We start from the raw sequence: 15,000 nt of genomic DNA on the forward strand, positions 1-15,000 counted from the left end.
CTACTTTCTTCATTTCCCCTCCAAAAAGCGCGTTAATTTGCTGACGCAACTCTATACGGTGTGTCTTAAATCACCTCGCTACTTATACTCTCAGTGATATCCTAGATATCCTAAGACTGAGGGAATGATCCGTACCTTGTCGGCTTTGAATCAGAATCACTTCATTTTGCTGAATTGTACTCACAAGGCAATTTTGTTTAACGATTTTGAATATGTTCAATACACAAGCTGATGTTGTGCAAAATAGCTCAACCTGGGTTGGCACGGTTAGTCATGTGTGGAGAGCATCCGCTTGTAGAGATATGGAGCATGGCCAAGCCGATAACAGCACGGAAAATTAGGATCAGAAATTTCAGCTTCCTTCCTTTATCATTATGGCGCAAGCAAAATGTTTTTGAGGCAATAATATTATCATATTTTTGTCCCCCTAGAGTTTTATTTTTTTTAGCACAAATGAATAAAAGAGATTAAAGCCCACTTTATATTGACAGACCGAATAATTCACAGGCATTCTGGGTGGTTTGATGGGCGATCGCCTCTACTGTTTCCTGACGCAGTTTAGCTACTTGCTCGGCTACATAAAGCACGTAGGCAGGCTCGTTGCGCCTCTCGCCCCGTTTGGGAACTGGGGCGAGAAATGGGCAGTCTGTTTCAATCAGTAGGCGATCGCTACTCACCATCGCAGCTGAGGATTGGATCGCTTTGGCGTTTTTGAACGTTACCGTTCCGCTAAAGCTGATGTAGAAGCCTAAATCTAGAAACCATTGAGTTTCTTCTGGCGTTCCTCCCCAGCAATGCATAACGCCCCGCACTTTTTCTCCCTTAAGTTTCTGCCACTTTTGTAGCACTTCTCTGGTTTGGGCCGCAGCGTCACGGCAGTGGATAATCACTGGTAAGTTGAGTTCAGATGCGATCGCTAACTGCGATTCAAATACCATGAGCATCAGCTCATAGTTATCAGCTTTGTAAAAATCCAGCCCCATTTCTCCAATTGCTACCACATTCGAGTCAGAACTTGCTAAATTTTTGATTTTTTCAGCTGTCTCGTTATTCCATTTATCAGCATCTAAAGGATGTAATCCCACGGCAAAGCTGATTTCGGGAAACTCTTGGGCTATGGATTGAATACTGGAAAACTCCTCCGGGTGAACACAGGAATGTACTAAACGCACTACACCTGCTTCTTGCCACCGTGATCGCACTGTTGCTAAATCGGGCTGGAAACTATCAAAGTTGAGATGAACGTGCGTGTCTATCAGTTGCATTCTTTGTCCTTTGTTGTTTGTCCTTGGTCATTTGTAAGAGAAGTTCTATACCCTTCTGGATGCCAAAGCCATATGCTCGCGGATTTATTGGCGCCGCCTCTGGTAGAGAACAGGCGGCGCTATCCTCGTCAGCCGACGCTCAGACTTGTCTCTTTGTTTTCTGACCAATGACTAAGGACAAATGACCAATGACTACTCAACTATTTGTGTGAGGGGTTTTAGTCTGTGAGCCAATCTTGACTTTTTCCTTGCCCCATTGTTAGGGTGAAGGACACCCCGTTTGATTGCTTTATCGATTTTACCGTAAGCCTCCGATAACCGATCCTGTGCTTCTTGTTTTAATTCTGGGGTAGGATTAGCTGTATACGCAGCTACAGCATTTAAATATTTCTTCATCAGTGTCTTTACTGCTGATTTGTAAGCTTTATTACGCAGTCGGTTACGTTCTGCGATTTCGGCACGCTTGAGAGCAGACTTTGTATTCGCCACAGTCAATTCCAAAAATACTATTATTTATGTACACATACTACTAGACTTACTAATATAGCATCCAAATTGCCAATGTTATAATTTCCTAAAAAAATTATGCTATTGGATCATGGGGCATGGATCAATAATCAATAGTTCTTCCCCTGCTTCCTTATCTCCCCAGTCCCCAACTCAGTGTGTCGTCAATTTAGTAAATGCGTTAAAATAAGGTACATAAAATTAAATAGTCACCCTAACTCACCACAACCTGGTTAAGCAATGTGATTGCCAATAGATATAATCTGTCCATAAAGCGGATGTATTGTTAGAGGCAAAGAATTGTAAAGAGCTAAATTCCAGGGATTTCCAAGTATAGAACCGACATATGGTGTTTGTACACATGTTAACTACTAAAAAGTTAGGAAAATAAGTAAAAATTATACTCAGACCCTACCCTTTGTAAATCCGGGGCTTAGATGTGCAAACACACCACCTGCACCCCGCAAGGAGTGAGGTGAAGGGCATAAAGGTAAAGGGAAATGGCACACCTGCTTCCTGCCGCAAGCCTGCCAAGGTTTGTCGGACTGAGCAATTGAATCGCCTTTTCAAGCAAACCAAGTGCTGGCAGCCTTGAGAGTATCAAAAAAATCCAGGTTAAGCTAGAGAAGAGAATTAGAGTCAGCTTGCACACCCCAGTGGGTCAAGAGCAATACTAAATCTCAGGTGGCAATATTATAATTTTGGCATTGTCCTTACTCCATGCTGCGAATCATTACTCAGCAGGCAGACGTCAGAGCAGAACTACAACGGATCTGCGATCGCACCCATGACGAACAGGTGCTTCACAAAGAAGCAACGGTGCGGGAAGTTTTGCAAGCAGTGAAGCGCCAAGGCGACAAAGCTGTATTGCATTACACAGCCGAATTCGACAAACAAACCCTCAAAGCAGAAGAACTCCGAGTTACAGGCTCAGAACTAGATGCAGCCTATCAGCAGGTGTCAAAGGAGTTGCTTGATGCAATTCGGCTAGCTTACCGCCAAATTGAAGCGTTTCATCGTCAGCGAGTACCCAAAAGCTGGGTACACTTCGGCGAGGATGAAATAGTGCTGGGCAAACGCTACACCCCCGTAGACCGAGCCGGGTTGTATGTGCCTGGTGGTCGCGCCGCCTATCCCAGTACAGTGCTGATGAATGCAATTCCGGCTCATGTTGCTGCTGTACCGCACGTGGTGATGGTAACACCACCAGGTTCAGGGGGTGCTATTAACCCAGCAGTCTTGGTAGCTGCCCAAGAAGCAGGAGTACAAGAAATTTATCGTATTGGAGGCGCACAAGCGATCGCTGCTTTAGCCTATGGCACAGAAACGATTCCGAAAGTGAATGTAATTACTGGGCCTGGTAACATTTATGTCACCTTAGCGAAAAAACTTGTCTACGGCATCGTCGGCATTGATTCTTTGGCAGGTCCTAGTGAAGTGCTGGTAATTGCCGATGAAACGGCAAATCCGGTGCATGTAGCTGCTGACTTGCTGGCCCAAGCCGAACACGATCCAATGGCGGCAGCAATTTTGCTAACCACAGATGCTGCTTTGGCAAAAAACGTGCAATTAGCCTTGGAAAGACAGCTAGTGGATCACCCACGGCGAATAGACACAGAAAAGGCGATCGCTCATTATGGGTTGATTATTCTTGTGGAATCGCTCCAAGCAGCAGCAGAACTCTCAAATGAATTTGCCCCCGAACATCTAGAATTAGAAGTTAAAGACCCTTGGGCATTACTACCACAAATTCGCCACGCTGGGGCAATCTTTTTAGGTTACTCCACACCAGAAGCTGTAGGAGACTATTTGGCAGGCCCTAACCACACCTTGCCAACTTCTGGCGCTGCCCGCTATGCCTCAGCATTAGGGGTTGAAACTTTCCTGAAACACTCCAGTATTATTCAATACTCCCAAGCCGCGCTGCAAAATGTGGCTAGTGCCATTGATGTGCTAGCAACGGCAGAGGGCTTACCTTCCCATGCTGATTCAGTCCGACGCCGAATTCAGCAAGAATAGTGATTAGGAATGGTTAATTTTTTCCTAATCCTGTTGGCAAAAGTCACTCGATAGGTTCCAAATAAAAGTTTGGACAGCAATGTCTGACGACAAGCCCTCCGGGTGACGCTCGTTCCGACGCTCGTTCCGACGCTCGTTCCGACGCTCGTTCCGACGCTGCGCTATCGCTAACGCTGCGCTATCGCTAACGCTGCGCTAACGGCAGTCGCTTATGGGGAGCCACTGCGGTCTTGGGGAGACCCCAAGTGAAGCAAGTGGCGTGGAAACCCCCTGTAAGAGCGCTGGCTTACCGCTACGCGTCTACGCACGCCACTTGTTACCTTGCTTTAAGCCTTTTGGCGGGCGTCCACAAGTTGGGCATTGCCCACCTAATCCAGTGGCTTATTAAGGAACGAGTTACGTGCATAGTAAGCCAGTGAACAGTTCAGAGAAGAGTTACCATCCCCTTGTTGCTACAATGCACTAACGTCAAAGTGGGTTAAACCGACCTATGACGCAGCCTCGAATATATAAACTAAGTAGGCAGATGAGAAATTAATTTAGTGTAGCTGGCAACAAGTTTTGCTAGATACTTATGTATGGGGTCTACTTTTTAGGAGACGAGAGCGGTGCTAAACAATATTTTGGTAGCTCTGGACGGTTCGGAAATTGCAGAACGAGTAATTCAGACTTTAGATAATTTGGCGTTGTCAAAAGATGCCAAGGTTATTCTGTGTCATGTGTTTCCCACGCCAGAGTCAGAGATGGAACTACCCGCTGATCGTCCTCAGCCAGAGTCCCCAACATTTTCTTATTTTCATGTTGAAAAACAATTGCAATCGTATCAGGAAAAGTTATCAGTCATTTGTGAGTTAGAACTGGTAACTGGTGATCCTGCCGAAGAGATTATTCGTCTTGCCAATATTCACAAAACTGACTTGATTATAATTGGCAGTCGTGGGTTAATTGGGATGAAGCGAATTGTCCAAGGTTCTGTTAGCAGTCAAGTTGTGGAAGAGGCTAATTGTTCAGTGTTGGTGGTAAAGCCAAGGTAAAAATTTGCAAAGGGAAGCAATGACTATAACCACCTCAAAACTAACCTTTGAAGAATACCTGAAATATGATGATGGCACTGATACCCGCTACGAACTGATGAATGGAGAACTAATTCCCATGAGTCTAGGAAGTGGACAACATGGGGCGGTAACAGAATTTATTAATGTTTGCTTTCGATCAGAAATTCTCCGGCTAAAGTTGGATTGGACTTCTAAACAAATGGTTATCGGTGTTCGTTCCCCCCGTGCTGGCAGATGGGATACATCGAGAATTTCAGATGTCGTTGTGATTCCATTGCCTTAGTGGCGGGAGTTAAGAAACTGAGAAGCAGTTATTGAACTCAACGAATCACCTCCTTTGTTGCTGGTAGAAGTCGTCAGCGAATCAACAAAGACCGTAGACTATCGAGCCAAGCGAGTTGAGTATAACGTTCTAAATATTCCAGAATATTGGATTGTCGATCCATTAACGAACAAAGTGACTGTCTTTACATTGATTGAAGAATTATACGAACCAGTAGAGTTTTTTACTACTAATCGCATTCAATCTCAAATTTTTCTAAAGTTAGAATTAACAGTAGAGCAAGTGCTATCTGCCGAAGATTAAAAATAATTTAAGGGTTGAGAAAATATAAATGGTCACCGGGTTGCGATCGCAAATCTTCCACAGTCCCCTGAATTTGTAACTTGCCTTGATTTAGTACCACGATCCAATCAGCACGGTTGATTACTCTAGGACGGTGGCTAATCAATATCGTGGTTTTACCTTGGCGCTGCAACAATAGTTGGTCTAAAACTTGAGCTTCACTAACTGGATCGAGTCCAGCAGTTGATTCATCTAAAATCAGGATTGGTGGATCGTTAACGATGGCTCTTGCTAGAGCCAGTCTTTGCCGTTGTCCCCCAGAAATATTTGACCCAAATTCACCTAATACAGTTTGATATTTTTCAGGTAGTTTACTAATAAAATCGTCTGCCTCAGCAATTTGGCAAGCGGCGACAATTTGCTCAAAGGTGAGGTGAGGAGAACCTAAGCGGAAGTTTTCAATAATTGAGCGACTCCAAAAATGAGCATCTTGAGGAACGAGAACAACTTGTTGCCGCAAACAATCAAGGGCTAGGTCTTGCTGATTATAAATCCCAATGCGAATGTTGCCAGAATTGGGTGTATATAATCCAGCAATCAGTTTAGCGAGAGAACTTTTTCCACAGCCGGATGTACCAATGAGGGCAACAACTTTACCGCCAGGAATTAAAAGGGAAAAATCTTCCAGTAGCTCTAGCCTGCCGGCGTAGTGAAAGTTTAGATTTGTGCAAATAATATTTGCATCACTAGAAATTTTAGCAAAGGGTTTGTCAGTATCACTTTGAGTTTCAGATGTGGAATCGATAACTTCTGTTAAGCGTTGGGTGGCAGTTTTGGCACGCATGAATTCATCTATAAATCCAAGCACGGCACCGATGAATGCCAAAAAATTCCCATTCATCCCGTTAAATGCCAGCAGTTGACCAATGCTGAGTTCCTTACTAATAACTAGGATGCTGCCGAAACCAATTAAACTAACGCTGCCAATAGCATAAACTAACCCAGAAAAGATATTGTTAATAATTCCAATCTGAATTGTACTAAATGTTTGGTTGGCTAGCCGACCAAATCTGTTCTGAAATTCTTCCCAAAATTGAGGAGCAGCAGTAGTAGTTTTGAGTGTCAGCGCGCCTTTAAAGCTTTCAACGAGAATGCCCTGGTTTTCTGCGTCTAAGACCAATATACTTCTGATTTTTTGTTGAAGTGTGGGTAGGAAGACAACCGTAGATGAACTCATGACAATCGCAATAACGAAGGCAACAAAGGTGAGTTTCCAGCTATAGAACACCATGAAACCCAAAGAAATCGTTCCGATAAACAATTGGGTAGGCAGACTAATAACTGTTTGAGAAATTAGCTGATTAATTTGTTCAATATCTTGCAATCTGCTAACAATCTCGCCACTGCGACGTGATTCATAGTAAGCCAGAGGTAACCGCAGAATTTTCCTAGCAAATTCCAGAACTAGCCCTAACTCAATCCGTTGGGCAAAATGGGCAATCAGGTTAGATTGAACTAGTTGCAGACTACTTGACACCAAATTCATTACTATAACCGCAATAATCACACCACCAAGAAGCTTGGTATCACCTCGAACTAGTACATCATCCGTTAGAATTTGAAGCAGGAAAGGAGACGTTAATGAAAGCAGACCGATAACTATAGAGCAGAGAAAAGCCTCGAATATTATGTCTCCATAAGGCAATGCACGCTGCATAAAGCGCCAAAGACCCTTGACTTTCTCATCCGGTTGAGCATAAAAGCGAACCGAATCTGGCTCTAGTAAAAGCATCACTTGATCTGACCAGGCCTCCGTTAATTCTTTTCTAGAGACATAACGGATGTTATAAGCTGGGTCAGCAATTATATATTTTTTGCCTTTCTGACCATACAAAACAACCCAGTGGTAGCCTTTCCAGTGAATGATTGCTGGCAGTGGTGCTTGGTTCATTCGGTCTAATATTTCTTTTGATGCCCTGACCGAACGCGCATTGAAACCAAGTGCCTCGGCTCCCCGCCTCAATCCCAACAATGTTGTTCCAAGTTGCCCGGTGCCTACCGCTTCCCGGATGCGATTTAGTGTAAAGTTACGCCGATAATGTTTGGCTATGGAAGCAAGACAAGCAGCTCCACAATCTTCTTCACTATGTTGTGTAACAACTTGGTATTTCATTTTATACTCTAATACCCAATAACATTGTGAAAAAACTCAAAAAAAATAGCAGGGTTTCGTCCCTGCGTGGTTAAAAATTTGACCAATAGTTTAGTTTTACTATCACTACTAATCAAAACAAATCAAAATTTAGTAGGGAGGATAGGAAGTCAAATGATATTCCCTTTGGAATTTCTACTTCATTAGTAATTTTCACAACTTTTGTATTTAATGTTGATTGAACTGTTTGTTTCTTTACTCCTGGTTTCCCAGTTGCTTTCTTAACTTTAATAACATTATGATTATGAGAAACCTGCTTAAAAACTATCGAAGTTTTACCACCACACAGGCTTGCTTCTTGAGTTTTAGTTAGGGACATAAACATTGGGAAGATTTGAATACTTTTCATAATTCTAGTTAACCTAAGCTGCTAATATTGATAAAAGCCCTAAGAATGAGCCAGATAGGCAAAATTCTAAACATTAAAGTGTTTTAAATTTTACTTTGGCGAGAGTGATTAAACATGCATATGGTAGATTCATCAAGTAGTAGCGTTTGTTTTCCTACTTGACTACTTAAAGATTAGCAGTATCTTTAACAAAGCGCATCAACAGTTGCTACTAGGCAACTGTTGATAGACTTTGTTAACTTTGTTCTACAAAAGGAGCTGGTAAGAATAAACGTGATACTAAAATAACTGCGATCAGCAACAAAGCTAATGGTTTGCCGAAAAGGAAACTACCCAGATGGAGCAGGTTAGTTTCTTTTAGACACTTTACCTTTGTAAAAACGCGGTTAATCGTGTCTTTACGTTTATTCTTTCCCTTCTACGGTTTGCCTAATGTGATTGCGTTCGCAGCTACTTGGGTGAGATCGCCCTTTACCGCACCAGTGTTAGTATTAATGGCGACTTGTGTAATGATCGGAGCAAGTGTAATAGTAAGAGTACCTATGGTGGGGATAGTGGGTTTAGCAGGGGTAGCAGGGGTGGTGGGTTTAGCAGGAACGGGCTTCTTCTTCTTCCAATTACCACCAGACAAACTCGCTTCTTCCTTGGCGCTTAATGTAGTGAACAACATGCTTTCCATAATCTTAACTTCTCGCTTGATTGTTGGGATTAACGTCACTTCAAAGTAACAAATATAAACGGAAAAAGTATATTTAGTTACTGTTTCATGTCGTTAGAAGTATCTTATACGACTCTTGCTCAAAAGGTCAAGCAACTAATTTTGTAATAAATATCTATTACACCTCTTCAGACAAAGACTACATAGATATTTTGATACATAAATAGATAATAAAAAAAAGCTTTTAATTATCTATCAAAAAACCGCAGACTTAAATAAGGTAAACATCATATATATGTTCATAATATAGCACTCTAAAAACTTAATCTTTTCATAAAGAATATAAGTTAATTTTATTACGTATTAATACTTAACGAATTACGAAAATATATATATCAAAGGCGTAATAAAGCAGATGAATAATAATTTTATACAAACTATACTTAAATAAAAATATAAAACTAAAAAACTGGGATTTGCACCTTTGAATAAGTATTTTTATTTAAAAATATTTATTATCGAATCATTCTATACATAGCTAATTTTAATAAATATAAATTCTTTTAATACAAATATGCTTCAGTTTGCTTAATTATTGATTAATGGGAAAAAGCTTTCTTAATATACATCGTAACTAAATAAATAAAGAAATGATAAAAATTCAGAGGAAATTTATAAAGATTTAGTGTTCTGATTAAAATGCGCTAATTATTATTTAGACTTAACTGTATACAAACCTTGTATTTACATACTAACTATATATAAGCAAGGCACTTATCAGTAATAAAAGTAAAAGCCGTTGCTTTCGTCCTCCAGCGGAAAAACGCCAAAATTATGGTAATTTTGCCAAAAAGGTGATTGAAACGGAAGAGAGCTTTTATTTTTTGGATATCCCTAAATCTTGGTCGTCACACTAAGGCTAAGTAGATTTTTTTGCTAGATTATTTACACAACCAAAATGTTTTTTAGCATCCATGTTTATTGACCCCCAACCAGACTTTATCCGCCTAGTCGAAAATGACGAATATCTTCCGCCAATCAGCATATGGACAAGGTTAGGAGGGATATTTTTAATTGGAAGTATTGGTGCTGCCTTCAGCCTTGCTAGTGTCTTTAAATACAACATAATAGTGAAAGCTGATGCTACCGTCCGCCCAACGGGAGAAATACGGGTAGTGCAAGCATCAGCTGAGGGAACAATCAGAAGCATCAAGGTGAAGGAAAATCAGGTTGTAAAAAAGGGAGATGCGATCGCAGTGATCGATAACTTCCAATTAGAAAGTAGAAAAGACGAAATACTCGGAAATATTCAGCAAAATCAGTTACAGCGATCGCAGATCAATGGACAACTAAAAGCCCTAGAAACTCAAGTCACTGCTGAGTCCAATGCAATGCAACAGGCGATCACATCTGCAAAAGCAGACCTGAGTCGCAACCAACGAGACTATCGAGACAGGGGAATTACAAGTCAGACAGAAGTGGACGAAGCAGAAGCCTCTGTGGCATTAGCTAGGGATAAACTGAACCGATACAAGGGGCTAGCTAACACTGGAGCGATCCCTGCTGCCGAAATTAAGGAAAAAGAACAAGATTTTAAAGCTGCACTTGCTAGATTGGAACGTAGCAAAATTGGACTCAATCCCAGTGATGCGACTGTGGCGATCGCTCAAGAACGCATTGCCCAAGAATTGACAAAGGGTAAATCTACACTGGCGGCATTGAACAAAGACAGACAAGAAATCATCAGGCGTCAAATAGAAATCCAAAACCAAACTAGCAACGCTCAACAAGAACTTAAACGAGTCTTCACGGAACTGCAAAAAACTGTAATTCGAACCTCAGAGGCAGGTACTATTCTGAGACTGGAATTAAGAAATACTGGGCAAGTTGTGAAGGCTGGGGATGTGATCGCTCAAATTGCCCCTAGTAGTGCTCCTCTGGTGATCAAAGCCCGTGTTGCCGCTTCTGATATTACCAAGGTAAAAGTATGTAAAGTTGTACAAGTCACAAAATGTACCCAAGGGAAAGTCCAAATGCGGCTTTCTGCCTATCCGTACCCCGATTATGGCATACTCAATGGTGCTGTTAGAGGTATTACTGCCGATGTGATTATACCTCAATCTAACAGTAATATTCCTGCTGCACCTTACTACGAGATCACAATTCAGCCCGATAGATTTAATCTGATTAAGGGCAATCAATCTTATGCCATTCAACCTGGTATGGAAGTTACAGCCGACATTATTTCTAAAGAAGAGACTGTTCTGACATTTATTTTGAGAAAAGCAAGGCTGCTGACAGATTTGTAGGCTGATTGAGAATAGGTATAGAGACACAGACAAGGAAGAATCCTCTTTGTCCCCACGTTCAATCGATTCAACGTCTTTGAGTTGCCAAAAACTGAAACAAGCTTAATAAACTTAGGGTTTGACCCAAATTCAAGGGCAAAATTGAAATTACTTTTAAGCGGGATTGTACGCAATGAGAAAACTGGGGGTTGGGGAGTAAGAATTTTAGATTTTAGACTTCGGCTACGCTTAGTCGAACGATTTTGGATTAAAGAATTGAAATTTAATCTAAAATCATCAATTCTTTAATCCAAAATTGAATTGCCCTATGCCCAATCCCTTCACGCCCTGTCAATTCAACGCCCTTGAGTTGCCAAAAACTGACGCAAGCTTAACAAACTCAGAGTTTGACCTAAATTTAAGGGCAAGATTGAAATTCCTTCCAAGCGGGATTGTACCCAACCTTCTCCCCAGTACCATTCGTGAAACCCGTCAATGCCTCCACTCAGTAGCAAACGGAGACAGTTGGATTTTACAACGTCTACTTGATGATGAATCGAGACTGGCCCAGTCCAAGTAGTAAACTGGAATCCGGGAAGCAGTTTTTCTGGCATTCCTGGCGCAAAGCGTTGCCCTAAGAGCCATTTTTCTAGTTGCACCGGATGCAGCAGACTGTCACGAATTGCATCTGTTGATGCTTCTATTTCGATCCGCAGTTGGCTTTGTTGAAAATTACCCAGCATTTTTATCGAATTACCTAAAGGTGAGACATCGCTATTTCTAATATTGCAAATACAATCACTAGTTATTATGGTGTCACTTTTCTACCAGCAGAGAACTTAGAATAGAAAAAGTGAACTGTTAAGAAATGTAAGGTTTTTCATGGCGGATCAGTTAATTCGTGCAACAGCAGCCGAAGGTGGGATTCGTGCCGTAGGTGTGGTTACCACACGTTTAACAGAAGAAGCACGGGGACGCCACAAGCTTTCTTATGTGGCAACGGCAGCACTGGGTCGGACTATGGCGGCTGGCTTGTTGATGGCTTCTAGCATGAAGCGAACTGGGTCGAGGGTGAATGTTCGGGTGAAGGGCGATGGCCCTTTGGGTGGCATCTTGGTAGATGCACGTTTAGATGGAACAGTACGCGGGTATGTGGGGAATCCATCTGTGGAATTACCTCCTAATGCCAAAGGTAAGCTAGACGTTGGTGGTGCGGTGGGTGGCGGCTACCTCTACGTTGTGCGGGATATTGGTTATGGTTACCCTTACTCTAGTACTGTAGAACTAGTTTCTGGCGAAATTGGCGATGATGTGGCTCATTATCTGGTGAATTCCGAACAAACACCTTCAGCTTTAGTTTTAGGTGTCTTCGTGGGAGCAAGTGGAGTAACGGCTGCTGGAGGATTACTGCTACAAGTGTTACCCAAAGCTGCCAGAGACGAAGCCTTAGTAAAAACCTTGGAATCACGGGTGGCTAGTCTGGCAGGATTTACACCATTGTTGCAAGCTGGGAAGACTTTGACTGAAATCTTCAGCGACCTGCTAGGAGACATGGGGCTGGCAATCTTTCCTGAAAGACAAATGTTGCGCTTCCACTGTGGTTGTTCTTTTGATCGCGTTTTGGGGGCACTGAAAATTTTGGGAGAAGCTGAACTGCAAGATATGATTATTAAAGATAATGGTGCTGAAGCAACTTGCGACTTTTGCGGCAACGTTTACCAGGCAAGTAGCGATCAGTTAGCTCAACTAATTGCCGATTTGCAAGCTGAATCTACTGTTTCAGGATAAAGTATAAAACAGCACTAATTTATCAGGTTGTTAATGGTATTCTGTGGAGAGAGATAATCAAAAAGTAGCTTTTTAATCACGAGAAAGTTACTATGGCAACAATGGAATTATCGACCTAAAACAGAGCGCTATTCAATTATTTTGGTGTGAGAGATGACAGAGCGGGATATTCCAGACAGTTGGTCAACAGGCAAAGCAAGAGAGCCAGATCAAAACGCAAGATTATCCCGAACAGAACAATTCGGTGAAACTCAACCATTTGATGCCCCAGCTACTGATTCTAGCTCCAAGTCAGTGAAGCGGCGAAAAACTGCCCAACTCAGCAGAAGTCCTGGGAAATGGCCACGCTGGATGAAAAGCTGGGTGTGGTGGCCAGTACTACTAATGTTAATTACCGGCGGTGTAGGATTCTTGGCAATGGCAATGCTGCTGAAGTTGCCAGCTGCCCCTAATTGCCCATCGATTTTTTGGCCCCTAGCTAGTGCTTCTGTGCGGATACACTGCGCTCAGTTGGCGGCTTCTAAACAGACAGTGAATGACCTACTGCAAGCGATCGCTCTGGTGAAGCAACTACCACAAAATCACCCGTTGCATGGAGAAATTGATCGTTTCATCCAAGAATGGTCGCGAGATATTTTGAAGCTAGCTGATCAAAGTTTTCAAACAGGGAATTTAGAGGAAGCGATCGCTACTGCTGAGAAAATACCCGAAGACGTAGCAGCTTATAAATTAGTCGATGAGCAAATTGGCAAATGGCAGTCAATTTGGTCAAAAGCAGAAGCCACATACAACGGTGCGATCGCCGAAGTCCGGGAACGGCGCTGGCAATCGGCATTCATGCTGTCCGCCAAAATGCTGCGCGTAGATAATCAATACTGGGCAACTACTAAATACGACCAATTGAATCGCCTGATTGCCACAGCGCGAGAAGATGGCGATAAGTTAGGAAAAGCTGAAAACTTAGCTTCTAGTAAAGTAGTTGATAATTTACTAGAAGCGATCAAGCTAGCTGAATCGATTGGGCAGGAAAGTTACCTTTACCAAAAAGCTCAGGAAGCGATTCCGGCATTTGGACGCAAAATGCTGGAGTTGGCACAGGCAAAACTAGACAAGCGGGATGCGGATGAAGCACTGAATATTGCTAGACAAATTCCAGAGAGTGCGAAACTCCAGGGCGAAACAGATGACTTTATTGCCTTGGCTGACGCGAAAAGGAGTGCTTGGATCGGTAATGTTTCTGGTTTAGAGGCTGCGATCGCCCAAGCACAACAAATTGATCCTTCCAGGCCAGTGTATAACGAAGCACAGCAACTGATTGCTCGTTGGCAGTTGGAAATTGAAGATGTTGCCCATCTAGACAAAGCGAGAATATTAGCTAGCCAGGGAACAGTCCCTAATTTAACAGCAGCGATCGCCCAAGTGCAGCTGATCCCTGCTAGTAACCCCCGCGCCACAGAAGCCAGGCAAGAGATAGGTCGCTGGAGTGCCGAAGTTGAGACAATTGAAGACCAACCTTATTTGGAACGGGCCGACCAAATAGCAGTATTCGACGATATCAACTCCTTGCAAGCAGCGATCGCCCAAGCCAGCGAAATTCGTAGAGGTCGTGCATTATATCCAGAAGCACAGAAAAAAATTCGTACTTGGGTAGGAAAGATTCAGCGAATTCAAGACCAACCCTACTTGGATCAAGCCCAAGAACTGGCTCAGAGTGGAAATCTCACTGCCGCCATTAGCGCCGCTCAACAAATTGCCTCGTCGGGAAGGGCGCTTTCTAGGGAAGCACAAGCTGCGATAAATGACTGGGAAGGGCAAATCCGCACCAAAGAAAATTGGAAAAAAGCCCAGGAAGTGGGGGCTTCTGGCACGCCAGAAGACTTGGTTGAAGCAATACGGTTGGCAGATCGGGTTTCAAACAATAGCATCTTACGAATGGATGCAAATCTGGCTATTGACCAGTGGAGTCAACAATTATTAGAAATAGCACGCTCTCAAGGTCAGTCTGATATTGCCAAAGGCATTGAGATTGCCAAATCTATTCCCCGTGGTAGTGCTGCTTACAGTGCAGCGCAAGAGCAAATTAAGACTTGGCAGGAATTTCTCAATCCTCAACCGTCACCTCAACCTCAGCCTCAGCCTGAATCTCAACCATTTCCACCATCAACTACTACTAATGGGCAGTAATATCCTTATTAACCATTCAGTTAAAACCTTTTAATTCAGCATTTTCAAAGTGTATGTCAGGGATACTGGGGTGTAGGGAGAAACTTCTCTCAATGTGTCTCAATTTACAA

The 15,000-nt window shown here is 42.7% G+C and carries 11 protein-coding genes and 1 pseudogene; 6 read left to right on the forward strand and 6 right to left on the reverse strand.

Annotated elements, in window-relative coordinates:
- Positions 1-479: 479 nt before the first annotated feature.
- Both V7K21_RS18295 and rpsT read right to left on the reverse strand, forming a co-directional pair.
- Complete coding sequence (locus V7K21_RS18295) at positions 480-1,265, reverse strand: TatD family hydrolase (protein ID WP_335176592.1); 786 nt, start codon at positions 1,263-1,265, stop codon at positions 480-482.
- Between the two features lie 192 nt (positions 1,266-1,457).
- A complete protein-coding gene (gene rpsT, locus V7K21_RS18300; protein ID WP_273762258.1) occupies positions 1,458-1,754 on the reverse strand; it encodes a 30S ribosomal protein S20 in 297 nt (98 codons plus the stop codon).
- A gap of 738 nt (positions 1,755-2,492) precedes the next feature.
- Between rpsT and hisD the strand changes: the two genes are divergently transcribed.
- The 3 genes and pseudogenes from hisD to V7K21_RS18315 all read left to right on the forward strand — a co-directional run bounded on the left by hisD (position 2,493) and on the right by V7K21_RS18315 (position 5,432).
- Positions 2,493-3,791 carry a histidinol dehydrogenase gene (gene hisD / locus V7K21_RS18305; protein ID WP_335176594.1) on the forward strand — a complete coding sequence of 433 codons (1,299 nt, stop codon included), beginning with the start codon at positions 2,493-2,495 and terminating at the stop codon, positions 3,789-3,791.
- 608 nt (positions 3,792-4,399) lie between these two features.
- Positions 4,400-4,825, forward strand: coding sequence for a universal stress protein (locus V7K21_RS18310; RefSeq protein ID WP_335176596.1), 426 nt, complete (start codon positions 4,400-4,402; stop codon positions 4,823-4,825).
- Between the two features lie 19 nt (positions 4,826-4,844).
- Positions 4,845-5,432 (forward strand): annotated as a pseudogene (locus V7K21_RS18315) (Uma2 family endonuclease).
- Positions 5,433-5,439: 7 nt separating this feature from the next.
- On the opposite strand, the gene V7K21_RS18320 reads toward V7K21_RS18315, so the two are convergent.
- The 3 genes from V7K21_RS18320 to V7K21_RS18330 all read right to left on the reverse strand — a co-directional run bounded on the left by V7K21_RS18320 (position 5,440) and on the right by V7K21_RS18330 (position 8,690).
- Positions 5,440-7,584, reverse strand: a complete 2,145-nt coding sequence (locus V7K21_RS18320; RefSeq protein ID WP_335176598.1) for a peptidase domain-containing ABC transporter — start codon at positions 7,582-7,584, stop codon at positions 5,440-5,442.
- A 112-nt stretch (positions 7,585-7,696) separates the two neighbouring features.
- Positions 7,697-7,972 (reverse strand): hypothetical protein, encoded by a 276-nt coding sequence (locus tag V7K21_RS18325; protein ID WP_335176600.1) that lies wholly within the window; start codon positions 7,970-7,972, stop codon positions 7,697-7,699.
- Between the two features lie 418 nt (positions 7,973-8,390).
- Positions 8,391-8,690, reverse strand: a complete 300-nt coding sequence (locus tag V7K21_RS18330; protein WP_335176602.1) for a hypothetical protein — start codon at positions 8,688-8,690, stop codon at positions 8,391-8,393.
- Positions 8,691-9,604: 914 nt separating this feature from the next.
- Here V7K21_RS18330 and V7K21_RS18335 point away from each other — a divergent pair.
- Positions 9,605-10,939 carry an HlyD family efflux transporter periplasmic adaptor subunit gene (locus V7K21_RS18335; RefSeq protein WP_335176604.1) on the forward strand — a complete coding sequence of 445 codons (1,335 nt, stop codon included), beginning with the start codon at positions 9,605-9,607 and terminating at the stop codon, positions 10,937-10,939.
- Positions 10,940-11,274: 335 nt separating this feature from the next.
- On the opposite strand, the gene V7K21_RS18340 is transcribed toward V7K21_RS18335, so the two are convergent.
- Positions 11,275-11,661: a hypothetical protein gene (locus V7K21_RS18340; protein ID WP_335176605.1), complete on the reverse strand. Its 387-nt coding sequence runs from the start codon at positions 11,659-11,661 to the stop codon at positions 11,275-11,277.
- Between the two features lie 139 nt (positions 11,662-11,800).
- Between V7K21_RS18340 and hslO the strand changes: the two genes are divergently transcribed.
- Complete coding sequence (gene hslO / locus V7K21_RS18345) at positions 11,801-12,706, forward strand: Hsp33 family molecular chaperone HslO (protein WP_334957569.1); 906 nt, start codon at positions 11,801-11,803, stop codon at positions 12,704-12,706.
- A 153-nt stretch (positions 12,707-12,859) separates the two neighbouring features.
- A complete protein-coding gene (locus tag V7K21_RS18350) occupies positions 12,860-14,890 on the forward strand; it encodes a chromosome segregation ATPase (RefSeq protein ID WP_335176607.1) in 2,031 nt (676 codons plus the stop codon).
- The last annotated feature ends 110 nt before the right edge of the window (positions 14,891-15,000 follow it).

This window comes from Nostoc sp. (assembly GCF_036919595.1).
GTDB lineage: Bacteria > Cyanobacteriota > Cyanobacteriia > Cyanobacteriales > Nostocaceae > Nostoc.

Excerpts from the sequence above, each read along its gene's own strand:
- V7K21_RS18320 (WP_335176598.1), bottom strand. The coding sequence starts at position 7,584 with ATGAAATACCAAGTTGTTACACAACATAGTGAAGAAGATTGTGGAGCT.
- V7K21_RS18350 (WP_335176607.1), top strand. The coding sequence starts at position 12,860 with ATGACAGAGCGGGATATTCCAGACAGTTGGTCAACAGGCAAAGCAAGA.
- V7K21_RS18325 (WP_335176600.1), bottom strand. The coding sequence starts at position 7,972 with ATGAAAAGTATTCAAATCTTCCCAATGTTTATGTCCCTAACTAAAACT.
- V7K21_RS18295 (WP_335176592.1), bottom strand. The coding sequence starts at position 1,265 with ATGCAACTGATAGACACGCACGTTCATCTCAACTTTGATAGTTTCCAG.
- V7K21_RS18340 (WP_335176605.1), bottom strand. The coding sequence starts at position 11,661 with ATGCTGGGTAATTTTCAACAAAGCCAACTGCGGATCGAAATAGAAGCA.
- hslO (WP_334957569.1), top strand. The coding sequence starts at position 11,801 with ATGGCGGATCAGTTAATTCGTGCAACAGCAGCCGAAGGTGGGATTCGT.
- hisD (WP_335176594.1), top strand. The coding sequence starts at position 2,493 with ATGCTGCGAATCATTACTCAGCAGGCAGACGTCAGAGCAGAACTACAA.
- V7K21_RS18335 (WP_335176604.1), top strand. The coding sequence starts at position 9,605 with ATGTTTATTGACCCCCAACCAGACTTTATCCGCCTAGTCGAAAATGAC.